The following is a 22,914-nucleotide window of genomic DNA, read 5'->3' on the forward strand; positions in this document are numbered from 1 at the left end:
TCTTTATTTCAAGATATTTCGAATACCGCCCTTTGGATTCTTGCAATCACCTGCATATCTCGGAATTAAGTGTAATGTACTATGTTGTATTCTTTGGCCTGCTTGCATTCCAATATTCATTCCTAGGGTAAAGTCTTCGGTAAGGTAAGTATTTTTAAGGATTGGTTGAACAAAATTGGCTAGTTGAAATACATCTTGCTGCTCTTCTAGGGTTAAATCAAAATAATTAGCTACGTGGCGTTTTGGTACAATGATAGAATGGCCTTTGTTTATTGGATAGCCATCAAGTGCAGCATAACTTAGAGGCGTTTCTGCCCACATTTTCAAATTTTTATTAGGATTACAAAAAGGACACTTTACAGGGGGATGCTCAATTTGATTGTAATGCTGATACTCATAAAACTCGGTATTTTCATTCAGAAAAATAGATTTGTAAGGAAGTTTTACAAAACACTGATAAGTCGGTTTTCCGTGTAAGTGATGCATTCGAAAGCCGTCTTTTTGAATATCCCGTCGAACTGCAAAATAAGCTTTACCCGTTGGTTTAAGTAAACTTGAAATCTGCATCAACACCTGATTTTGCTCTTCGGGAAAAAGCACATTTAATACATAAAAACATAAAATAGTATCGTAAGTATCAGTAGGATACTGTGGAAAATAGTAGGGATCAAAACCCGTGATATTGATAGATTTTTGATATAAGAAATCTACATCCTTGCCAAAACCACAGCCAAAATCCAAGGTTTTACCTTGAATAAGGTTTCTTTCAAATAAAAATCGCGCGGGAAGAGAAGGCGTAATGCGCTCTTTAGCAGTTAGATAAGAAAAAGGATTAGGGGCCATTTTTATAAACAAACGGATGCGCAAAACCCAAATGTTGGGCAGTTTGCCATTGGGGAAAAATCTGTTTACTTAAGACGTTCTGAAACGATTCAAGTGACATATTTTCTAAACTTTCGTTAGAAATATAAATGTAATCCTCTAATAATGCCCATTTCTTCTGATTGGCATAATGTGTTACAATTTGATATTGTAGCTTTACAAAACGCTCAAAGTACGTTTCTAGCGAGGGAAGCCAGTCATTTTTGGCTGAATTTAGGCTGCGAGAAGTAGGAATAAGATTCCACAGTTGATTATGAACTACATATGACCACGGCAGAAAATGGTCTAAACTCAAATCATCAGGATTGAGAAGATTTCCCGAATAAATACAGGTTGTGTCGGGGTGTTTTATAAGAAATTCTCTCCAAAATTTATGAGCAGATGTTAAATCTCTCTGACGGCTAGTGGGCTTCTGTAATTTTTCTGATAAACCAATCACATTAGGGTTATTCTTTTGTAGGAAATTGACTAAGTGCCAATAAATGAATCCGCGTAAAATGGTCTGATGCTTTTGGAAATAATCAATCCAAATGTCATTTAATTCAATGGCTTCTTTTCCTAAAAAGCGGTATATCACTCGATGCGGCTCACTAGAAAAATACTGGTTTGATAACATTACTATCTGATTTTCTACCAAAAAGTCGGACAAACTTCGGGTTTCGATGCTGAAAAATGGCCTTATAAATCGATAAGGTACATACCTAGTCAGTGGGGCAATTTGAAGATAAAGCTGATTCAACTCACTTTCTGGTAATTGAGCTTTTATCTGTTCAAACAATGCTGGGGAATTAGGTTTATTATTAATCCTAATTTTTGATGAAACAAATTGTGCTATCTTTTTAAAGCTATCTTGCTTCCCAAAGGATAGTTTGTAGTAATCAAGAGGATACCATACATTGGCCAGCATCCTGATAGCCATATCTTGTTGAGAAATAATGTTTTGATTGTTATTTTTAAGACTGTCCAAAATAGATAAAAACCAATAGAATTTATAAGCATTGGTTGTATCTCGAAAGATGGACGAAAGTTTGGCAATATCTAAAGAAGAGTGTTCGGGTAAAATCATATTTGTAGTTCAATCAAAAATTAAAGCCCCAGTCTTTCCAAAAAACCTTTCTTTTCGCTGCGGGCAATTTCGACCTCTGAGCCGTCGTCCATCAATACAGTACCCCCTTCGCCACGGGTGTATTCTTTGATGCGGAGTAGATTGATAAGCGCTGAGCGATGTACCCGCAAAAACTGCGCTGGAGTCAGGATGTTTTCAAATTCTTTGAGTGTACGCGAAGCTACTATTTTTCGGATTTGAGTGCCGTTGGGATGCGCCAAATGAAATACCGTGTAGTTGCTGTCTGATTCGAGCCACACAATCTCCTCAATAGGCACAAAAGTAATGCCTTTGAGGGAGGGAATGGCAATTTTGTTGAACTGCAACACCGAAGGAGTATTTTGTTGATTTTGTCGCTTCTTTTCGAGACGTTGAAGGGCGGCGCTAAGTTCAATTTCGCGGATAGGTTTTAACAAAAAATCCAAGGCACTCAGGCGCAAGGCTTCGATGGCGTATTGGTGATAAGCCGTGGTAAAAATCACTTCAAAAGAATAAGGCTCAAGGTGCCTGAGAAGCGTAAAACCGTCGATTTGGGGCATTTCGATGTCCAAAAAAACCACGTCAGGTTTGAGCTGACGAATCCCTATGATGGCTTCTTCGGGCGATTGGTAAGTAGCCACAATATCGGTATGAGGTGCTAGACTTCGTAGCTTGATCGCTAGTACTTCAAGACTCATGCGCTCGTCGTCAATCAAAATGACTTTCAACATCGGAAAAAGAGGAATGTTTGGTACTGCAAATTAGTGTAGAGCAAGCGGATTTTCGTTACCGTTGACTAAATACAGAGGTAAATTTATCAATACCCGCGTTCCTTGCGGTTGTAGGTCTTCGATATGAAAAGTAGCGGGTAGCTGCCCCGTAGGTAAGGGTAGCGCTGCGATACGGTCGGCAGTGACTTTCATACCCAATGATTGTTTTTTACGATTTTGTTGACGATTGATTTTGGTGGCAGCTCCTCGACCTATGCCATTGTCTTCAATACTTACCCATAGTCTGTCAGTAGCAGTCCAGAGCTTGATAGTAAGCAGTCCTTGTCCGTCAGATTTGTGCCTGAGACCGTGTAAAATAGCGTTTTCAACAAAAGGCTGTAGCAATAAAGGTGGAATCTGAGTAGTGAGTGGAATGGTTTGACTGAGTTGGATTTGATACGTAAATTTTTCTTCGGCGCGTTCTTTTTCGAGCTCTAAGTAGAGCTGGAGGGTTTCTAACTCGTGCGAAAGGAAAATCAAATCAAATTGAGAATTTTCTAACACATTTCGAACCAACAATGAAAAGTTTTGTAAAAAAATAGAAGCTTTATGTGATTGATTACTAAGGATATAATACTCAATGGTATTCATGCAATTGAACACAAAATGAGGATTCATCTGTGCGCGCAATGCTTTGGTTTCGGCTTCGGTACGTTGCTGTCGAAAAGCGGCTTCTTGGCGTTCTTGTTGGAGTTTGGAGCGATACACTATGTACAGAATCCCTAACAATACCGCAACTGCAAGCGCCCTAAACCACCATGTTTTCCAGAAAGGAGGTTCTATCAAAATCTTGAAGGCAATCGGACGATTCCAGTGCCCTGCTTTGCTGGGAGTTCGAACCCAAAAAGTGTATTCTCCGCCGTCGAGGTTGGTGTAAGTGACGGCGTGCTTGGTGGAAAGCGCCGACCAATCTGGGTCAAATCCTTCAAGTTTGTAGCTATAACGGGCTTTTTCGGGATTGAGAAAATCAAGCGTCGAAAACTCGAAAGTCAAAACATTCTGTTGGTATTGGATGTGGAAAGGGTGCGTGGCGGTTTGGTCGCGGTCAAAAGGTACTTCTTGGTCAATCACCTTAAAACTTGTAAATACCAAAGGAGTATCTTCTGTGGAGGTAAGAAGACTTGTGGGGTTGAAATAACTGACCGCCCCGATAAAATTGACAAAAAGGTTGGGTTTGACTACACTGATGCGGTCGTACATAAAACTCCCAAAAAGCCCATCATTGACCGAAAAGGAGCGAAAACTATGATTTTGAGATTCATACACAAATAATTCCCCTTGGGTGCTTATCCATACGTTTTGGGCGTCGTCGATATACAAATCATTGCATTGGGAGGCATTAAACCCTTGTTTTTCGCCAAAATTTCTAAACTTTTTACGTTTTACATCCAGTACCGACAGGCCGCCTCGCGCTGCAATCCATAGCTGTCCTTGGTGGTCGAGTGCCATCCCTAATCCTACATTGAGGTCGTTGTTGGCAGTGGAGGGATGCCGATAGTAGTCGATTTTGTGGGTTTGAGTGTCAAAATGATGCAGGCCTTTGCGAGTGGCTACCCAAAGTTTTTGCGAAGGGTCGAGCAAAAGCCGATTTACTACAAAGTCGAGCAAGCCTTCTTTCATACTAAATTGCTTGACTTGCTGCGTAGTGGCATCAATGCGCAGCAAGCCACTGCTAGACGCTACCCACAGGTTGTTTTGGGAGTCGGCTACGATATCATAAATTACTTTTTCGGCACGTTGCGGAAAAGGCGGTAGCTTAAACTCCCGAAAAGTATCAGAAGAGATGTCATAATAAAATAGCCCATTTTCGGTACCGGCCCATAATCGATTTTTTTTGTCAAAACATACCGAACGAACATTCCAATGGTGAACATCGGGGCTTTGATTGAGATAAGAGGCTAGTAATTTTTGATTTCGAAAATCATATTTGAGCACCCCACCGCCCCACGAAGCCATCCACAAAACAGAAGAATCGCGCACATCAGGTTTGATTTCAAAAATACTGTTGTCGGAATAAGGGTTTCCCAATTCTTGCAAAAAAGGCAGTTTGAGCGAGTGGATTTGATGCGTACCAAACAGCACCTTGCTAATGCCTAGTTGGGTCATTATCCAGAGAATGCCTTGATTGTCTAAAAAGAAATAATTGACAAAAGGACTTACTAAACCTTTTTCGAGAGGAGGATTGCGGAGGGCTTGGGAAAAAGTTCGGCTACGAAGATTGAAGGTGTACATTCCCCGCCCAAACGTGCCACACCATAGCACAGAGTCGCCGCTCAAAGAAGGTAAAAAAGTAATGTGTTTAATGACAGCAAAGGGCTTTTTAAGATTTTTCTGGTCTGGGTAAAAGAGCTGAAAGGTGCGGCTTTTTAAATCTAAATATTGTAGACCACCTCCTTCGCTGCCAAGCCACAGGTTGCCGTATTTGTCTTCGGTGATAGAGTTGATGTGGTTTTTTTCGGAGTATTCTACGGTAGGGTCTTGGTGGGCGTATTCTTCATAATGATTGTTTTTGGGAAAATACCGAAACAAGCCACTGTGAATCGTACCTGCCCATATTTCTCCCGCCCGACTTTTATGGAGCGTGATAAAAAAATTGGTTTTCCGTTCGGTAAGCTGCGTGGGATATATATTTTTTGTGCGTTGGTCGTATCTGACCAAACCCAGGCCATTGGCGGCAATCCATACATTATTGCCTTCGGCCAAGATAGGCATGAATACCCAGCGGCCATTGGTTTCTTTGAAATATACGTAGTGAAAATTGTCGTGGGCTTCGTCATAATAGCACACACCTGTTTCCATACTAATCCAAATACGTCCGCGTGGGTCGGCTACAATATTGTAAATCCTACGTCCTCGGATACCGTTGGTATCGCTAGGGTTGTATTGGTAGTTTTTAAAATGAAGCCCATCATAGCGACTCAGGCCTTGGCGCGTAGCAAACCACACAAAACCACGCTTGTCTTTGAGGGCATGAAGGGTAATGTCGGAAGCAAGGCCGTCGCGTTGGGTGTGGTTGTCGAAGTACCACTGCTGTTGGGCATGTACCCTAGGCCAAAGCCCTATCGTACAGCATAGCAGTGGTAACAGTGCTTTCATCAGAAGGTGGGTTGAGCGTTTCTACAACTTGGCTCCAAACGACAAGTCGCCAGCGTCGCCTAGTCCAGGGACAATATAGTAGTGCGGGTCGAGCTTTTCGTCTATGGCACCTACCCACAAGCGACATTCGGGCATACGTTTTTGGAGATAGCCCACGCCTTCAGGACTTGCAATAACGGCAGCGATGTGGGTTTGGGCTGGAATGCCAAAGCGCAATAACGCATGATAAACTTTCTCAATTGAGCGGCCTGTGGCGAGCATAGGATCCATCAAAATCAAGGTTCGTTCGTGAAGGTCGGGGGCGGTGATGTAATCCATTTCAACCTCAAAATCATCATCCCCAATGTGGTGCCCTCGATAAGCACCGATAAAAGCACTATCCGCATGGTCAAAAAAATGTAAAAAACCTTGGTGAAAAGGCAAACTCGCTCTCAAAATAGTAGCCAATACGGGAGACTGACGCAAGAGGCGCGTGTCTGATTTGCCGAGGGGCGTGGTGACACTCGCTGGCCGATAGGGCAAAGATTTGGAGATTTCGTACGCCAATAGTTCTCCCACTCTTTCTAAATTACGCCTAAACCGCATTCTGTCTTGTTGGATGTTGACGTCGCGGAGTTCGGCCAAAAAATGATTCGCAATAGAAGCTTGTTGAGTAAGGACAAACATAAGAAAGTGGGTAGTTTGCGTTTAGGACATTACATTTGTAGCAACGATAATACGAACTCATTCTTTGAAAAACAAAAACATTATTCTTTTACTGTTCATTGGGTTTTTGGGAACCATAGGTTGCCAAAAAAAAGTGGAGAAGCATCCTGCTGGAATTGCATTTTCGTTAGACGACCGCTACCTAAAAGAATGGATACAGCTGCGGCCTTTGTTCAAAAAATACAATGCCCATGTTACTTTTTATGTGACTCAGTTTGATAGCTTGTCGCCCCAAGAGATTCAGTGGCTTCATGAGCTGGAAAGCGACGGGCACGAGATAGGAGCGCACGGAGCGGCGCATATCCGAGTGTTGGATTATTGGCGAGGCAGTGGGTCGTTGGATGCTTTTTTTAAAAATGAAGTAGAGGCAGAGGTCGTTTCGATGCAAAAAGCGGGATTTCGACCCGTGACTTTTGCGCACGTAGGCGGGCAGCAAACTTGGTTTACCGATCAGCGTTTGCTGCGCGATTATTTCATACTTCTACGGGATGTATCCATGACAGAGCGCGTACTTCCTTACTTCACGCTCAAAAGGAGTGTGTTTGCGATGGACGAAATTTACTATCATTTTGACCAACCCGACCCCACCGTACATGCGCTCTTGATTGACCAATTGACTCATATCACCGACGCACAGCTACGTGACGGGATGATTCGGGCCAAAAATACCAATACCGTACTTATGATGATGGGGCATCGCCCATTGTTTGACGCTTCGGATGAGCCTTATGGGTTTGATGTTAAAAAATTAGAATACCTATTGGCCGAAAGCCATAAGTTGGGGCTTAAAACCTACACTATGGCTGAGTTGGCACGTCTATCATCGACCCGTTGAGTGGCGACTAAAACGATTTTTGAAATCCAGAAATGGTTTTTCAAAATACCGATAAGAAAGCCCCGCTACCAAGATAGTAAGACCCGTAGCCAACGGATAAAGCAGCAGATTGAAACTCCAAGTGGACAAATCTTTGCCAAATACCCACTGAATCAAATGCACGCTGAATACAATAAAGGCCGTTTGATAAATATAAACCCCGTACGAAATTTTACCCAAATACGAAATCCAAGGGTATTCGAGATTGACAATAGAGCGTGGGTTGCTGGAGATATTCAGGATAAAAAATCCAAAAAATAAGCCATAAAACTCTAGGTTGATGTGGTTGATATGAAAGCCTGTTCCCAAACAAATCACTAGCACCGCATAGACTACCATCTGCACATCTTTGCGGAAGAGGATGTTTAATACTTTCTTTTTATCGTAATAAACCAGCATCGCACAAGCGCCTCCTGTCATAAGCGTAATGATACGGAACTGACTAAAAAAGAAACGCACAATTTCAGGCACGTTGTTTGCATAGTAGGTGTTACCTACCCACTGATAATAGACATAAAAAACAAAAAAAGTGCCGAGGCAAAAGACGGTGACTGTGATGATGAGTCGCTTCCAGCTGAAGTTTTTGATAATCCAAGGCCAAAGGTAATAAAACTGCTCTTCGACGCCGATAGACCAAGTTTGAGCAGCTAGATAAGGCGAGTTGTAGAGAATAAAGCCAATATTGGGTAGCACCAACAAGAAAAGAGATAATCGCCGATAGAAGTTTTCGGACATAAACGAAATCTCATTGTTGGGAGGTACAAAAAACGGAATATGAGGAAATACAAAAAACGCCAGCAATACGATTAGGAAGTACAGTGGCCATATTCGGAGGATACGCCTGATATAAAAATCGCGGGTGTTGATTTTCCCAAACCGCCCCTTTTCGTGGAGTAAAAGATAGGTAATCAAAAACCCACTTAAAACGAAAAATAAATCCACCCCCAATTTTCCCATACTTTTTATGAGGTGGTTATCATAAAAATGTGGAATTTTGAACACCTCTTTTACTTGCTCAATGTGATGAATCAAAACCGAGAAGGCCGCAATAAAGCGCACGCCATTGAGGTTAGGAAAATAAACTGTGTTGGAAGACTTACTCAAGAGAATAATCTATTTTATTAGAGTGTTGACAATTTTGCCAGACCAAACGGTATTACCATACACCATTCTGATTGACAAAATTAGCTTAATTTGCTCAAGTGATACATACATACTATGCAATTTAGACTTTACGCTACCCTTATATATTGTTTTATGGTGCTGCAAAATGCCGTAGGACAGTCGCAATATGCCCCTCTGAATGATGATTACTATCATTTAATAGATCGTTTGGAAATTCGTCGCGGAAAGCTTACCGAAGATTTTCACATCGGCGTAAAGCCCTTTGAGCGTAAAGCTATCATTGGTTTGTTGGATAGTATCATGGCCGACCGCACGATGCCTCTCAATGATACCGACTTTTTCAACATGGAATACCTCCGTCAAGATAGTTGGGAATGGTCAGCCGACCGGACTCCGATGAGTCAGAAGCGATTTCTGAAACGTTTTTATCAAAAACCTTCTGATTTTTATTATGTACAAAACAAAAACTTTGACCTTCATCTTAGTCCAATAACACACCTTATCTTAGGCAGTGAAAATAGCTCCAAAGATTATTTATGGCTCACAGCCCGTGGCGTCGAATTAAGAGGATTGATTGGTAAGAAATTGGGATTTTATACTTATGTGACTGATACACAGGGGATGTTTGGGAAGTACGTGCGAGACTATACCCTCAATGTACGGGAGATATATCTCAATTATCCACTCTATGTAGTGCCGGGCGAAAGCCTCGTCAAGAGTATTCGTACTTATGGGGTCGATTTTATTTCGGCGCGTGGGTACATTACATTCAATCCTATCAAACAAATCAATCTACAATTTGGACATGATCGAAATTTTATTGGAAGTGGTTATCGTTCTATGCTATTGTCGGATTGGAGTTCGCCGTACTTGTTTTTGAAAATGACTACTCAATTGGGTCGTTTTCAATATACCAATTTGTGGGCCAATATGCTCTATAATCAGCCCGGTCGTAGACCCGATGAGCCTATCAATAAAAAGTACGCGGCTATCCACCATCTAAGCATGAACCTAGGCAAAAACTTTAGTCTTGGGATTTTTGAGGCCGAGATATTTGGCCGTGAACAAGGAGGATTTGATCTAAACTATCTCAATCCCATTATTTTTTATCGCTACCTCGAAACTTACCTTGGCAGTGCCGACAATGCCATGCTAGGCTTTGATGTCCGTTGGAATTTTCTCAAACGCTTTGGGTTTTATAGCCAATTTATGTTGGATGAGTTCAAAACTTCCGAATACTTTGGCAAAAAAGGGTCGTGGGGTAAAAAATTTGGGTTTCAGGCGGGACTCAAATACGTGGATGCTTTTGGTATCAAAAACTTAGATTTACAAACCGAACTCAACCTAGCCCGCCCTTATACTTATTCGCACAAGTCGGGTTTTAACAACTATGTGCATTTCGATCTTCCTTTGGCTCACCCTTTAGCTGCCAACTTTTGGGAAGTGGTAGGTATAGCGCGTTATCAGCCTACTCGGCGCCTAACGGTCTACGGGACATTGGTGAAATCTAAAAAAGGATTTGATGTCGACGGGCGCAATTGGGGGGCTAATATCTGGAGAAGTTATGAAGACGACCGTCCACGAGATACTGGTAATTTTATCGGACAAGGCACGCCCGTCGAAACTACCTTTGCCGATTTACGGATGTCGTATATGCTCAGACACAACCTTTTTATTGATGGGCGTTTCTTCATGCGTCGTCAGGAAAGTACTTATGAGTCTTTAAATATGAATACTACTTCTGCCACTTTTGGGGTAAGATTCAATATCCCATATCGTCAACAAATTTTTTAAGCGGGTATTTTATTGCTATTTTTGTGGCCATGTACAAGTGGCTCATTCTTCCGATTTTGTTTCGCTTTGATGCCGAGCAGGTGCATCATTTCATATGCGGAACCCTCAAGTTTTTGTTCAGGATTCCTGGCGTTTCGTTTTTAACTCAACAACTTTTCAACTATGAACATCCCTCTTTAGAACGGGAAGTATTTGGTTTAAAGTTTAAAAATCCTGTAGGCTTAGCGGCGGGTTTTGATAAAAATGCCGAGTTGGTGGATGAATTGGCTGCTTTAGGTTTTGGGTTTGTTGAAATCGGAACGGTCACTCCTCTGCCTCAAGACGGCAACGAAAAGCCTCGCTTGTTTCGCCTTAAACCCGACCGAGCGATTATCAACCGCATGGGCTTTAATAATAAAGGTGCTGCCTCCGCAGCCGAACGCCTACGGAAACGTAAAACCAATATTTTGATTGGAGGAAATATTGGAAAAAACAAACTGACTCCCAACGAAAATGCCCTTGACGATTACCTCAAAAGTTTGGATGCTTTGTATGAAGAGGTAGATTATTTTGTGGTCAATGTAAGCTCACCCAATACGCCCGGTTTACGCGATTTGCAGGAAAAAGAACCCCTAATGAAAATTTTGGCGGCGCTCAAACTGCGAGCCGAAGCATGGGCCGCCAAAACGAGTGCGTCTACTCCCAAGCCTATTTTGTTGAAGATTGCCCCCGACCTCACCAATAGTCAACTAGATGATATTATTGAGATTGTGACTACTACCCAAATCGCAGGTGTAATCGCTACAAATACCACAATTAGCCGCGACGGCTTACAGACTGACGGCGATTATGTAAAAAAAATTGGAGCGGGTGGGTTAAGTGGTGCGCCACTTACGCATCGTTCAACGGAAGTTATTCGTTATATTTGCGAAAAGTCTGGGCGAGCTTTTCCGGTGATTGGAGTGGGTGGCATTTCTTCCCCCCAAGAAGCCCGCGAAAAGCTTGAAGCCGGTGCTAGTTTGGTTCAAATATATACTGGTTTTATATATGAAGGCCCAGCATTGGCAAAACGGATTTGCAAAACTTTAGTATAGCGCTTCATTTTTACCCCATAAAAGTGCATTCGCACATCCTATATTTAAGTATCTTTCTCTTTTGTGAAAAAGAAGAAAGTAATCTTATGTGTTTTATCCATGAAATTCTCATGGGTAAAGTGCCTTTTCCTCAGCCTATTAACAACCGATAACGATTAACTGATGGCTAGAAATGTTATTCCGTCAACGCCCTCTGCTAAGCGCGAGCGTAAAAATACCAATGCGACTAGCAATACCTCCGATTCCAGACCGGAAAAAAATCCTCTTGGTGGATTCTCTTCTGATCCGCGTAATCGCAAAATGTGGGGATGGGGATTAGTGATGTTGTCTCTCTATATGATGGGCGCTTTTATATGGTATTTGTTTACGGGGGCTGCTGACCAAAGCGTAGTAGATTCGGCTTTTACCACTAAATTCAGAGTTCCGGCTCGCGAAACCCAAAACATCATGGGGTTTTTTGGATTAGTGCTTTCCCATTATTTTATTTTTCGATGGTTTGGCATTGCGGCTCTTGGATTTCCTTTTTTACTTTTTCTCATTGGGTGGAAGATTGCGCTTAACCATGAGTTGTTGCCGCTCAAACGTACTACGCAAATCACACTAGTTTACATCGCCTGGCTGGGGATGTTTTTTGGTTTTTTTGTAGTACAAGCTGATTTGGCTCGTTCGCTCAGCTATTTGTGCGGAGGAATTGGCTATGAAATCAACCTTATGTTTGACCATTACATTGGTTGGGGAGGGATTTTTGTGGTGATTGGTCTGTTGGCGGTGATTTTGGTGTATGTTCATGGGGTTGATTCTTTAGAAGAATTGGGTCAGTATTTCAATAATCCTATTAAAAGGAAAGTGACCCCACCAGATATAGAGGTGGTACTGGAGGAAGACAAACAAGAAACTCCAGAAGAGCCTTCTTCTAAAGTAAAAACATCCGTAGATAATTCGGTAAAAGAAAAAGCACTTGAGGCGGAAGAAAATAACGTCAAAACGGTGGAACTGAATAGCAATACTAGTGTAAAGCCTGCTCCGAAGCCTCAAGCACCCAATCTAACGCTGATTGTAGAAAATGCCGAAGAAATAAAAACCTCTGCCGAAGAAGAAATAAATATTCCCCCTATTTCGGGAACAACTACCAAAATTCCGGTGGTTCCGTTTATGGATGCCGAGCAAGCCGCCAACGAGTTATTGGCGCTTCATGGGCCTTATGACCCTACCCTTGAGTTGGGGAATTATCAATATCCTACTATCGATTTGTTGCACAATCGGGGCGAAAGTAATTCTAAAGTAACCGCCGAAGAACTAGAATCCAACAAAGATAGAATTGTCGAAACTTTGGGGCATTTCGGAATCGGGATTGCGAGTATCAAAGCTACGATTGGGCCTACGGTTACGTTGTATGAAATTGTGCCGGATGTAGGAGTACGTATTTCCAAAATCAAGGGATTGGAAGATGATATTGCGCTTAATTTGGCCGCTTTGGGTATTCGGATTATTGCGCCTATGCCGGGTAAGGGAACCATCGGTATAGAGCTACCCAACAAAAACCGCGAGATGGTTTCGATTCGGTCGGTTTTGGCAAGTAAAAAATTCCAAGAGAGTACCTTTGAGCTGCCGATTGCTTTAGGAAAAACAATTTCTAATGAATTGTTTATTACTGATTTAGCCAAGATGCCTCACTTGCTTATGGCAGGAGCTACAGGACAAGGAAAATCCGTAGGGTTGAATGTGTTGTTGGCGTCGTTGATTTATAAAAAACACCCCGCTTTGCTCAAATTTGTGTTGGTAGACCCCAAAAAAGTAGAGTTGACTTTGTTCAACAAAATTGAACGACACTTCTTAGCCAAACTTCCCAACAGTGAAGAGGCGATTATTACTGATACCAAAAAAGTGGTTTACACCCTCAATTCACTTTGTATTGAGATGGACAATCGCTACGATTTGCTCAAAGACGGAGGCGTGAGAAATATCAAAGAATACAACGCGAAGTTTATTCAGCGACAATTGAATCCCGAGCGCGGCCACCGGTTCTTGCCTTATATTGTATTGGTCATAGATGAGTTGGCCGATTTGATGATGACCGCCGGGAAAGAAGTAGAGCAGCCTATTGCGCGTTTAGCGCAGTTGGCGCGGGCGATTGGGATTCACTTAGTGGTGGCTACGCAGCGCCCTTCGGTCAATGTCATTACGGGTTTGATTAAAGCAAACTTTCCAGCACGATTGTCATTTAGGGTTACATCCAAAATCGATTCGCGTACTATCTTAGATACCGGAGGCGCAGAGCAGCTGGTAGGTATGGGAGATATGCTGCTTTCGATGGGGTCTGATATGATTCGTCTCCAATGTGCTTTTGCCGATACCGACGAAATCGACGAAGTCTGTGATTTTATTGGCAATCAACGTGGCTATCCTTCTGCTTATCACTTACCTGAGTTTAGTGGAGATGAAGATGACAATGAGCGTGAAAGCGTAGATTTGGCCGACCGCGACCCCATGTTTGATGAAGCCGCGCGGGTGATAGTGATTAGTCAGCAAGGAAGTACATCGCTTATCCAACGAAAACTCAAACTTGGCTACAATCGAGCCGGCCGTATCATGGATCAGCTAGAAGCAGCTGGGGTAGTAGGGGCATTTGAAGGCAGCAAAGCTCGCGAAGTACTTGTATCTGATATGGTATCGTTGGAAGCATTATTGAAAAATTTAAAGTAGATAAATCAACCTTGTAGTATTGGAAGTGGTAGAGTGTTAATGAAGTTTCGTCGATTTATAGGCATTGAACTCCATACTTGTCTTAACTTTGTAGTCTGTTTTTCGTTTATAAGGGTACAGTTTTTAAACTTTTGTTTCTAAAAACTGTCTATTAACTAGTAATTAAACCAACGACAATGAGAAAATTTTTGGTAGTAATAGCAGTGGGTATAAGTCACCTCCTTTATGCTCAAACTGATAAACGAGCAGCGGCCATCTTGGACGCTATGAGTAACAAGTATAAGTCAATGACAACTTTTAGGGTTGCTTTTACTTATACTAGCGAAGGAACAGGCCCCAAAGAAACCTTGAAAGGTGACGCTACAGTAAAAGGCACTAAGTTTCGCTTAAAAATGGCTGGTCAGGAGATTTTCAATGATGGTAAAACAATGACCACTTATATCAAAGAAAGCAACGAAGCCACCGTCAACAACTACGATCCTAAAGAAGTAGGAGACATTGACCCCACCAAAGTATATACCATTTATAAAAAAGGGTATAAATATGTTTTTATCGAAGAAGTAACTGAGAGCGGACGAGTGTATGAAGTAGTGGAAATTTCTCCCGAAAAGAAAGAAAGCAAGGTGGCAAAAGTCCAAATCAAAGTTGACAAAAAGGACAAGTCAGTAAAAAGCTGGAAAATTACTCAGCGCAATGGACAGCGCGTAGTGTTTAAAGTAGATAAATTTACTCCTAATGTCAGCGTAGAAGATAAGTTCTTTGCCTTTGATGCCTCGCAGTATAAGGGCGTAGAAGTAATAGACTTACGCTAGCAGAGGAGTACTTTTCCTAAAACAGACGGCGGTATTGGAAGTTATTTCAACTTTCCGATGCCGCCGTCTATTCCAATGATCTGCCCTGTAATCCAACTTCCTTCTTCTGACAAAAGCCATTTGGCAGCACTTGCTAGTTCTTGGGGTGTTCCTACTCTTCCCAACGGGTGACGTTTGGCCGAAGCTTCTCTTTTTTCTTCATTAGATAGCAACGCCGCCGCTAGGGGGGTATCGGTGAGTGAAGGTGCAAGGGCATTGCAACGAATTTTGGTAGGAGCCAACTCCGCCGCAAGAGAGCGTGTAAGTCCCTCTATCGCTCCTTTAGAAGCAGCAATAGAAGCATGAAATCCCATTCCGGTCTGTACGGCTACGGTACTAAAAAGTACGATTGAGGCACCGTTTGCTTTTCTTAGTCGTCCGAGAGTGGCCTGAATGGCATTGATTGCACCCAATACATTGATTTGAAAATCGTTCTTAAAATCGTCATTCGAAAACCGTTGAAAAGGCTTTAGCTGAATCGTGCCAGGGCAATACACCAACCCATGAAGGGTTTGTGGAAGCATATCAAATAGCCCTTCTGGAAGCGGCTGTGATACATCCCATGTAAAATGCTGACTTGAAATCCCTTCTACAGGACGTCGCGAAGCCGTAAATAAATGCGCCCCTTCTGCTTGAAGCATTTGGGCGAGAGCGTATCCAATTCCTGAACTTGCACCGATGATTAAAATGTTTTTTTCTCGAAACGACATTAGAAATATATTTTTGTCTTTTTTAACTTTTTATAATGGCAAAAGGTTTGAGAAATTAATCCACTAATTCATATGAAATATTTTGAATACCAAAACGGTGATCAGATGCCTTTGTTGGGCTTAGGTACGTGGAAGTCGTCCAAAGGAGAAGTGTATAAAGCTGTAAAAACGGCCATAGAACTAGGCTATCGGCACTTTGATTGTGCCATGCTTTATGGCAACGAAAAAGAAATCGGGGAGGCATTGCATGATTCTATCCGAGAAGGGGTGGTGAAAAGAGAAGATTTATGGATTACTTCCAAACTTTGGAACAATAGCCACGAGCAAAAGTACATTTTGCCCGCTATTCAGACTACGCTCCACGACTTACAGCTCGATTATTTAGACTTATATTTAATCCATTGGCCTGTGGCTCTCAAACATGAAGTATCTTTTCCGCAAGTGGGTGCCGACATGGTGAGTTTGGCGGAGGTTCCTTTGTCGGAGACATGGCAAGGAATGATAGATTTGAAAGAAAAAGGGCTTGCCAAGCACATCGGAGTTTCTAATTTTAGCATCAAAAAAATAGAAGAAATTGCCGGTGCTACTGGACTGTATCCTGAGGTAAACCAACTCGAATTGCATCCCTTTTTGCAGCAATGGCCTTTGGTAGAGTTTTGTAAAACCAAAAGAATTCATATGACAGGCTACTGCCCGTTGGGCTCGGCTGATAGGCCCGCTAATCGCATTGTAGAAGGAGAACCGAAGCTGTTTGAAAATCAAACCTTGCAACAATTAGCCCTTGCCAAAGGCTGTACTACGGCACAACTAATGCTAGCTTGGGCCGTGAATCGGCAGACGTCTGTCATTCCTAAATCCGTTAATGCTCAGCGTCTTCAGGAGAATCTGGCAGCGGCTGATATAGATTTGACCGAAGAGGAAATGGCTAAAATCAAACAACTAGACCTTCGTTATCGCTATATCAAAGGCAATTTTTGGTGCTTGGAGGGCAGTGATTATACCCTCCAAAACCTTTGGGATGAGTAGAAAAAATCAGTGAGAAAGAACAGACTCTTCTTGATAGTGAGTGTCTGTTTCTTTCTCTATTTGTAGCTTGCTAAACATCCATACAATAAGCGTAGAAGTCAAAAAGTACCCTGCTAAGACGAAAGTAGCCCAAGGTAGGCTTGTACTCATACCAAACCATTCTGTTTGGTAAATCAGCCAAAGCCCAATGGCATTTTTTACGCCCTCCCAAATCCAGGCATAAGGGTTACGATCCATAAGCTCCGTATAGGCAAATACACTCAAGAAAATAAAACCCCCATACACAAAAATCAATGGGGAGCCGATTTGGGCGATATGGAGGAAAAAATAATTGATAAGGGCAAAAGTGAATAAGAACTGAAACCAAGTCCACACCAGCAGTTTTTTGGAAGCAGGAGGGGCATATTTTTGAAAGTGATAAGGGTCTTCGATTTTAGCGACGGGATATTTCTCCATCACATCAGCAGGGCGCCAACCCGTGGGCATCCACCAAATCCTGAGTTTATCGCGCCAGCTTTGGGTACGGTAAGCATCTTGAATAAGCAGCCACAAGTGCTGAAAGTTGATTTTGATGGGATTCCAAGTATGGGCTGGACGAGTGATACCATACACAGGGGGCACATCTGGCAGTTCTTCTTGAAAAGTACCAAAGAGCTTGTCCCAAATGATAAAGATTTGAGAGTGATTTTTGTCAAGATATTCGGGATTAAGGGCATGATGCACGCGGTGGTGCGAAGGCGTAACGATGATATGCTCCAAGATGCCCATTTTGCCAATATAAACGGTATGATACCAAAATTGGGCAAACAAATGAAGAGGTGCTACTACTGCTATCACTTGAGGGTCAACTCCAAGCAAAGCCGCTGGTAATAGAAAAATCGTGAACAAATTCACAAAAGATGAAATGCTTTGGCGTAAGGCACAAGCCAAATCAAACTCTTCGCTGCTGTGGTGAATGGCGTGTTTGTTCCAAAAGAAATTGATTTCGTGGCTCAAGCGATGTACCCAATAGCCAGAAAAATCGAGGGCGATAAAAGCTACTACATACGCCCACACGCTCGACTCAATTTTGTAAATAGCCAAATGCTCGACCATCCAGCCGTAGGTTAGGATTGAAATGCTTATCCCTAACACATCTTTGATGATATTGGTATAGCCTGAGCTCATGCTTGAGAGCGTGTCCATCGTACGAAAGGGGTGTTTTTTTACTGCCCATCCGTACCATTTTTCGAGGAGTACCAAGCCCAAAAAAATGGGCATTGCAATCAGGAGAATTTTGCCGTAAGTTTCCATTTGTACAAACAGTATTATGCTTGCATACTTTTGTACAAAATTAAGAAAAAACAACATCAATCCTAACGAAAGAAAAAGGCAATTTTTCTTTCGTTAGGCTAGTTCGCCACCGCATGAACTACCGGCGCCAGCAGTGCAGCCATAGCAGTGTTGATTGAGTACAATAAAACGATTAGTCAGGGTTTGGAGGTCAAAATCTCGTAGATGTTTGACGGAGCCATTTACTTTCAAATCAAGCATTTGATTGAAATCACAATCATACAAATAACCATCCCACCCCACCGAGAGCGTATTGCGACACATAACGTTGGCAGCGGCTACAGGATTGAAAGAATTGACCAACTTCTCCATGTAAGAGCTATAATTTTCGCTTACCAACAGATAATCCAAAAAGCGACTAATGGGGATATTGGTGATACAAAAAAGATGATTGAAATCGATACCGTATTTGGCTTTCAAAACCCGTTTAAACTCTTTTTCAAGCCCTGCTTGTCCGCTTGGCAAAAACGCCCCTGCTGGGTTATATACTAAATTGAGCACTAAGCCCGCGCCTTCTTGACCATAGCCTACGTCATTGAGCATTTGAAGGGCCTTGATTGAATCCTCAAATACGCCATCGCCGCGCTGAGAGTCGGTGCGGGAAGCTGTGTAAAAGGGTAAGGAGGAAACTACTTCAATACGGTGTTTTTTGAAAAAATCAGGTAAGTCGTGGTATTTTTTATTGGCCAAAATAATGGTCAAATTACATCTTACAATGATGTTAATATCGGAATTGGTGGCTCTGATTTGCTCAATAAACCACCGAAAATGAGGGTTCATTTCGGGAGCTCCGCCTGTCAAATCAACGGTTTTGAAGGCATGTTTTTGTAAAATATCCAAGCATAGTTGAAGTGTTTCTTGGGTCATGATTTCTTTACGGTCAGGCCCAGCATCTACATGACAATGCTTGCATACTTGATTGCACATTTTACCCACATTGATTTGAAAAATATCAAGCTGAGTAGGAGTAAGCGGAAAAAGTCCAATAGGTTTTAATTTTTCGTGGAAAAGAGGCAAATGTTGCCCCAATTTTTTGTCGTCGTTTAAGACGCGAAGCTGAAATGCCGTATCTCCAAGTTGATGTTTTTGGGCTTTGAGCGATTTGACAGGATTCATGACGGATGTTGATGAGCGAAAAAAGTCGAAAAACCAGACGCCTTTACATGGTAAGCTCTTTGGCTTTATTAATCATTTGAGTACTGTGTACCAGAGTGATACCTGCGGCCATAACGGCTCCTACGTGCACGGCTTCCATCATTTCATCTTCGGAGCAGCCTTTTTCGAGGGTGTCGGTAGTGTAAGCATCAATACAATAGGGGCATTTGAGCACATGAGCTACTGCAAGCGCAATCAGCGATTTTTCGCGCGAGGTAAGGGCACCTTCTGCAAACACGTCTCCGTAGTATTTAAAAAAGTCATTGGCCAAATCTTTAGCGCCAAACGAGCCAATGCTTCCAAATTTTTTGAGGTCTTCGGGGTTATAGTAGGATTGCATAATGTGAGGTGACTAAAAGTGAATGAATAGAATCTATTGCATATATACGACATAAATCAGGATATTGTTCGGAAAAAGCTTACTATAATTTTTGCATTTAGACTATCTTAAGCGCGAATGTAGAAACTCCGAAAACCCTTAGTTGCAATGATTTTTTGAAAAAATTGGTTTATTTAAGAAATAAATTCGTATATTACTAAGAAACACTTTAGAAGTGCTCTTTAGTAAATACATTAGTGATTAACCGTAGTGGCGGCTTGGGGTCGCCAGCATTTATGAAGAAAAAACAAAATACGCGCGGGCCTAAAAAAACGAAAAAGACCCGCTCCCAAAAACAGATTGTTTCTTTTTTGGATGAATTCAAATCAGAAATTGCTACTTTTTTTGAAATCAATAACGAACAACCCTTCGAACTTCATCAACTTCACACTCATTTTGATGCTGATGACCATAAATTGCGCCTGATTTTCAATGGATTGTTAGAGGAGCTTATTGAAGAAGGCCGTGTAAAACGTACCGAAGAGGGACTTTATGCTACCAATGTAAGCGCCAATGTATTGATTGGAAAAGTAGAGCATGTCAACAAAAATTACGCTTTTGTCGTCTTAGATACTCCCCCGTCCGAGAAAACACCCTTGTCCGAAAATACGGATGTATGGGTAGATACCGACGACTTACGGGGTGCTATCGATGGCGATACGGTACGGATTACGCTATTTAGCGATTATCGGAGTGGCCGCCGCAGGGAAGGACGGGTAGAAGAAATCATCGAGCGTGGTCGTACGGAGTTTGTGGGAGAAGTGGAGCTTTGGCCCAAATACGGCATCGTAACCGTCGACAATCGCCGTATCTATGAAGATGTGTACATCCCAGAGGCAAAACTTAAAAATGCCCAAGATGGCGATAAGGTATTGCTCCGAATTACGCAATATCCCACGCGCTCGCGCCGAATGGAAGGCGAGGTACTAGAAGTACTCGGAAAAGCAGGTACCCACGAAACCGAAATGCACGCCATTTTGGCGGAGTTTGGGCTGCCATATCATTTCCCAGAAGAAGTCAATGCGGAGTCGGAAGCGATTTCGGAAGTCATCACCGCCGACGAGATTGCTCGTCGGAGAGATATGCGCGAAGTTCTTACTTTTACCATAGACCCCGCTGATGCCAAAGATTTTGATGATGCACTTTCGGTGCAGCTTCTCGAAAATGGCAACTATGAAATTGGCGTTCACATTGCCGATGTGACGCACTATGTGCGCCCCGATACTGCCTTAGAACGTGAGGCTTATGCACGGGCTACGTCGGTGTATTTGGTAGATAGAACGATTCCGATGCTGCCTGAAAAGCTTTCTAACAATTTATGCTCACTCCGCCCTCACGAAGATAAACTTACGTTTTCGGTGGTGTTAGAAATGAATGCCGAGGCAAAAATCGTAAATGAGTGGTTTGGCCGTACAGTGATTCACTCCGATAAGCGATTTACGTACGAAGAAGCACAAGAAGTACTCGAATGGGCGGCTCGCCCCGAAGGTGAAGCAGCCGATACGGCCCCGCCGCTTACAGAGCCGAGCGAAGAAGCGTTGGGATATATGCCTGCTTTGACCATGCTCAATGCCTTGGCTCATAAGCTTCGCGATGCTCGTTTTGCCAAAGGTGCTATCAATTTTGAAACCACCGAGGTTAAATTCAAATTAGATGAAAACGGCAAACCTTTGGGGATTTATACCAAAGTGCGGAAAGATGCTCACAAGCTCATCGAAGAGTTTATGTTGTTGGCCAATAAGCGGGTGCCAGAGTTTATCTATCGTCAATCGAAAGACAAAGCCGCGCCCAACACCATGATTTATCGTATCCATGAAGAACCTGATATGGAAAAACTTCGGGTGTTTGCCGCTTTTGCGGGAAGATTAGGGTATAAACTAAAGGTAGAAAACGAAAAACTTGCCGCCCAATCGCTCAATCAACTCATGGCTGATTTGGAAGGCAAACCCGAACAAAACGCTTTGGAGCAATTGGCGATTCGGACCATGGCCAAGGCGCGATATAGTACCGAAGATGTGGGGCATTTTGGATTGGCGTTTCGTCGATATTCGCATTTTACGTCGCCCATTCGGCGGTACCCCGATATGATGGCACATCGCCTTTTGCAGCATTATTTAGATCAAAAGCCCTCGCCCGAACGGGCAGAATATGAACCCGCTTGTAAGCATTCGTCGGCACGGGAGCAGCTTGCGGCCAACGCCGAGCGAGCTAGTATCAAATACAAACAAGTAGAGTTTATGGCTTCTATGGAGCCAAACCGCATCTGGGATGGTATCATTACGGGGGTAACGGAATTTGGGATTTTTGTAGAAATCACCGAAACAGCCTCCGAAGGACTCATTCGGATGAACGACCTCACCGACGACTATTATGAGTTAGACAAAGAAAATTATCGACTTGTGGGGCAACGCTCGAAGCGATTCTATACGTTTGGGGATGCTGTGAAAGTGAAAGTCAAAGAAACCAATATCTCGCGCCGAAGTATGGACTTGATTTTGGCTGATGCTACGCCTGTGCGTTCGGCCTCATCGGGTAAAAAAGAACGCACTTTTCAACGAAAAACAGCTAGCAAACGCAGCACCGAACGCAAACGAAAATAGTTTTTTTGTTTGCGCCACAAAGCACCTGACAAAGTCTATCAAAAAGGCTAGGTCAGGTGTTTTTGTTTTAATATAAAATCGTTGACCATCAGTCTTTTTTAGGAGGCTGTCGGTGAAAAAGCCACCTGCGCCGATTATGAATCAAAATCATTTTTTGGGGTATTTAAGAAAAGTATCTTTGTTGAAGAAAAAAACTTTTTTGCACCTAGATTCCTTCCAAAATCATGTTGAAAAAAATCTTAATAGGCTTAGGCATTGTATTGGTAGCCATACAATTTGTTCGTCCAGAAAGAAACCTTTCCGACGACCGTACTTATGATGTTTCGACCAAGTATGCCGTTCCAGAAGATGTCAAGCAGATTTTAGCGGTGGCCTGCAACGACTGCCACAGCAACAAAACGGAGTACCCTTGGTATGCTAACATACAGCCCGTAGCGTGGTTTTTGGACCATCACGTAACTGACGGTAAGCGTCATCTCAATTTTTCCAACTTTACTTCACGTTCAGTGGCTTATCAAAACCATAAGTTTGAAGAAACCATCGAAATGGTCAAAGAAGGAGAAATGCCTTTGGCTTCTTATACTTATTTGGGTCTTCATGCGGGGGCTAATCTTACCGACCAACAAAAGCAAAGCCTTATCAATTGGGCTCAAGCCAACATGGACTCGCTGAAAGCTCAATATCCTGCCGATAGCTTGGTGATGCGCCGGAAGTAGCAGGTACTCATTTTTCCTTAATTGCGTGAGTACATCTCG

The 22,914-nt window shown here is 42.7% G+C and carries 18 protein-coding genes; 8 read left to right on the forward strand and 10 right to left on the reverse strand.

Annotated features, from left to right (window positions below):
• Positions 1-3 precede the first annotated feature (3 nt).
• The 5 genes from G563_RS0101875 to upp are packed head-to-tail and all read right to left on the reverse strand — an operon-like array spanning position 4 to position 6,498.
• The gene (locus G563_RS0101875; protein WP_229598425.1) at positions 4-843 is read right to left on the reverse strand and encodes an HIT domain-containing protein; all 840 of its coding nucleotides are present in this window, start codon (positions 841-843) and stop codon (positions 4-6) included.
• Positions 833-1,948, reverse strand: coding sequence for an HNH endonuclease domain-containing protein (locus tag G563_RS0101880; protein WP_028663802.1), 1,116 nt, complete (start codon positions 1,946-1,948; stop codon positions 833-835). The genes G563_RS0101875 and G563_RS0101880 overlap by 11 nt, the downstream gene beginning before the upstream one ends.
• A gap of 20 nt (positions 1,949-1,968) precedes the next feature.
• On the reverse strand, positions 1,969-2,697 hold the full coding sequence (locus G563_RS0101885; RefSeq protein WP_028663803.1) for a LytR/AlgR family response regulator transcription factor: 729 nt from the start codon (positions 2,695-2,697) through the stop codon (positions 1,969-1,971).
• 30 nt (positions 2,698-2,727) lie between these two features.
• Complete coding sequence (locus G563_RS0101890; RefSeq protein ID WP_028663804.1) at positions 2,728-5,832, reverse strand: sensor histidine kinase; 3,105 nt, start codon at positions 5,830-5,832, stop codon at positions 2,728-2,730.
• A 21-nt stretch (positions 5,833-5,853) separates the two neighbouring features.
• A complete protein-coding gene (gene upp, locus G563_RS0101895; RefSeq protein ID WP_028663805.1) occupies positions 5,854-6,498 on the reverse strand; it encodes a uracil phosphoribosyltransferase in 645 nt (214 codons plus the stop codon).
• Between the two features lie 133 nt (positions 6,499-6,631).
• Here upp and G563_RS0101900 point away from each other — a divergent pair, with 133 nt between their 5' ends.
• Positions 6,632-7,372: a polysaccharide deacetylase family protein gene (locus G563_RS0101900; protein WP_211235251.1), complete on the forward strand. Its 741-nt coding sequence runs from the start codon at positions 6,632-6,634 to the stop codon at positions 7,370-7,372.
• Here G563_RS0101900 and G563_RS0101905 read toward each other — a convergent pair.
• Positions 7,358-8,515: an acyltransferase family protein gene (locus G563_RS0101905; protein WP_037325764.1), complete on the reverse strand. Its 1,158-nt coding sequence runs from the start codon at positions 8,513-8,515 to the stop codon at positions 7,358-7,360. The two genes, G563_RS0101900 and G563_RS0101905, sit on opposite strands and share 15 nt — an antisense overlap.
• A 114-nt stretch (positions 8,516-8,629) precedes the next feature.
• Here G563_RS0101905 and G563_RS0101910 point away from each other — a divergent pair, with 114 nt between their 5' ends.
• The 4 genes from G563_RS0101910 (at position 8,630) to lolA1 (ending at position 14,918) form a co-directional block, all read left to right on the forward strand.
• Positions 8,630-10,330 (forward strand): hypothetical protein, encoded by a 1,701-nt coding sequence (locus tag G563_RS0101910; protein ID WP_028663808.1) that lies wholly within the window; start codon positions 8,630-8,632, stop codon positions 10,328-10,330.
• A gap of 29 nt (positions 10,331-10,359) precedes the next feature.
• Positions 10,360-11,403, forward strand: a complete 1,044-nt coding sequence (locus G563_RS0101915; protein WP_028663809.1) for a quinone-dependent dihydroorotate dehydrogenase — start codon at positions 10,360-10,362, stop codon at positions 11,401-11,403.
• A gap of 162 nt (positions 11,404-11,565) precedes the next feature.
• Positions 11,566-14,106 (forward strand): FtsK/SpoIIIE family DNA translocase, encoded by a 2,541-nt coding sequence (locus tag G563_RS0101920; RefSeq protein WP_028663810.1) that lies wholly within the window; start codon positions 11,566-11,568, stop codon positions 14,104-14,106.
• 176 nt (positions 14,107-14,282) lie between these two features.
• The gene (gene lolA1, locus G563_RS0101925) at positions 14,283-14,918 is read left to right on the forward strand and encodes an outer membrane lipoprotein periplasmic chaperone LolA1 (RefSeq protein ID WP_028663811.1); all 636 of its coding nucleotides are present in this window, start codon (positions 14,283-14,285) and stop codon (positions 14,916-14,918) included.
• A 41-nt stretch (positions 14,919-14,959) separates the two neighbouring features.
• On the opposite strand, the gene G563_RS0101930 is transcribed toward lolA1, so the two are convergent.
• Positions 14,960-15,667 carry an SDR family NAD(P)-dependent oxidoreductase gene (locus tag G563_RS0101930; RefSeq protein ID WP_028663812.1) on the reverse strand — a complete coding sequence of 236 codons (708 nt, stop codon included), beginning with the start codon at positions 15,665-15,667 and terminating at the stop codon, positions 14,960-14,962.
• A gap of 72 nt (positions 15,668-15,739) precedes the next feature.
• Between G563_RS0101930 and G563_RS0101935 the strand changes: the two genes are divergently transcribed.
• Positions 15,740-16,693, forward strand: coding sequence for an aldo/keto reductase (locus G563_RS0101935; RefSeq protein ID WP_028663813.1), 954 nt, complete (start codon positions 15,740-15,742; stop codon positions 16,691-16,693).
• Positions 16,694-16,699: 6 nt separating this feature from the next.
• Here G563_RS0101935 and G563_RS0101940 read toward each other — a convergent pair whose 3' ends face one another.
• The 3 genes from G563_RS0101940 to G563_RS0101950 all read right to left on the reverse strand — a co-directional run bounded on the left by G563_RS0101940 (position 16,700) and on the right by G563_RS0101950 (position 19,520).
• Entirely contained in the window at positions 16,700-17,986 is a 1,287-nt protein-coding gene (locus G563_RS0101940; protein WP_028663814.1) for a sterol desaturase family protein, read from the reverse strand.
• Positions 17,987-18,079: 93 nt separating this feature from the next.
• Entirely contained in the window at positions 18,080-19,141 is a 1,062-nt protein-coding gene (gene arsS / locus G563_RS0101945) for an arsenosugar biosynthesis radical SAM (seleno)protein ArsS (RefSeq protein WP_028663815.1), read from the reverse strand.
• Positions 19,142-19,184: 43 nt separating this feature from the next.
• On the reverse strand, positions 19,185-19,520 hold the full coding sequence (locus tag G563_RS0101950; RefSeq protein ID WP_028663816.1) for an arsenosugar biosynthesis-associated peroxidase-like protein: 336 nt from the start codon (positions 19,518-19,520) through the stop codon (positions 19,185-19,187).
• Positions 19,521-19,795: 275 nt separating this feature from the next.
• On the opposite strand from G563_RS0101950, the gene rnr reads away from it, so the two are divergent.
• Together rnr and G563_RS0101960 are read left to right on the forward strand one after the other, a co-directional pair.
• Positions 19,796-22,159, forward strand: coding sequence for a ribonuclease R (rnr, locus tag G563_RS0101955; protein WP_028663817.1), 2,364 nt, complete (start codon positions 19,796-19,798; stop codon positions 22,157-22,159).
• 224 nt (positions 22,160-22,383) lie between these two features.
• Positions 22,384-22,875 (forward strand): heme-binding domain-containing protein, encoded by a 492-nt coding sequence (locus tag G563_RS0101960; RefSeq protein WP_028663818.1) that lies wholly within the window; start codon positions 22,384-22,386, stop codon positions 22,873-22,875.
• Positions 22,876-22,914: the final 39 nt, after the last annotated feature.

Origin of the sequence: Runella zeae DSM 19591, assembly GCF_000423565.1 — a bacterium.
Classification (GTDB): domain Bacteria; phylum Bacteroidota; class Bacteroidia; order Cytophagales; family Spirosomataceae; genus Runella; species Runella zeae.

Coding starts and splice junctions, on each gene's coding strand:
- G563_RS0101875 (WP_229598425.1), bottom strand. CDS start 843: ATGGCCCCTAATCCTTTTTCTTATCTAACTGCTAAAGAGCGCATTACG.
- G563_RS0101880 (WP_028663802.1), bottom strand. CDS start 1,948: ATGATTTTACCCGAACACTCTTCTTTAGATATTGCCAAACTTTCGTCC.
- G563_RS0101885 (WP_028663803.1), bottom strand. CDS start 2,697: ATGTTGAAAGTCATTTTGATTGACGACGAGCGCATGAGTCTTGAAGTA.
- G563_RS0101890 (WP_028663804.1), bottom strand. CDS start 5,832: ATGAAAGCACTGTTACCACTGCTATGCTGTACGATAGGGCTTTGGCCT.
- upp (WP_028663805.1), bottom strand. CDS start 6,498: ATGTTTGTCCTTACTCAACAAGCTTCTATTGCGAATCATTTTTTGGCC.
- G563_RS0101910 (WP_028663808.1), top strand. CDS start 8,630: ATGCAATTTAGACTTTACGCTACCCTTATATATTGTTTTATGGTGCTG.
- G563_RS0101915 (WP_028663809.1), top strand. CDS start 10,360: ATGTACAAGTGGCTCATTCTTCCGATTTTGTTTCGCTTTGATGCCGAG.
- G563_RS0101920 (WP_028663810.1), top strand. CDS start 11,566: ATGGCTAGAAATGTTATTCCGTCAACGCCCTCTGCTAAGCGCGAGCGT.
- lolA1 (WP_028663811.1), top strand. CDS start 14,283: ATGAGAAAATTTTTGGTAGTAATAGCAGTGGGTATAAGTCACCTCCTT.
- G563_RS0101930 (WP_028663812.1), bottom strand. CDS start 15,667: ATGTCGTTTCGAGAAAAAAACATTTTAATCATCGGTGCAAGTTCAGGA.
- G563_RS0101935 (WP_028663813.1), top strand. CDS start 15,740: ATGAAATATTTTGAATACCAAAACGGTGATCAGATGCCTTTGTTGGGC.
- G563_RS0101940 (WP_028663814.1), bottom strand. CDS start 17,986: ATGGAAACTTACGGCAAAATTCTCCTGATTGCAATGCCCATTTTTTTG.
- arsS (WP_028663815.1), bottom strand. CDS start 19,141: ATGAATCCTGTCAAATCGCTCAAAGCCCAAAAACATCAACTTGGAGAT.
- G563_RS0101950 (WP_028663816.1), bottom strand. CDS start 19,520: ATGCAATCCTACTATAACCCCGAAGACCTCAAAAAATTTGGAAGCATT.
- rnr (WP_028663817.1), top strand. CDS start 19,796: ATGAAGAAAAAACAAAATACGCGCGGGCCTAAAAAAACGAAAAAGACC.
- G563_RS0101960 (WP_028663818.1), top strand. CDS start 22,384: ATGTTGAAAAAAATCTTAATAGGCTTAGGCATTGTATTGGTAGCCATA.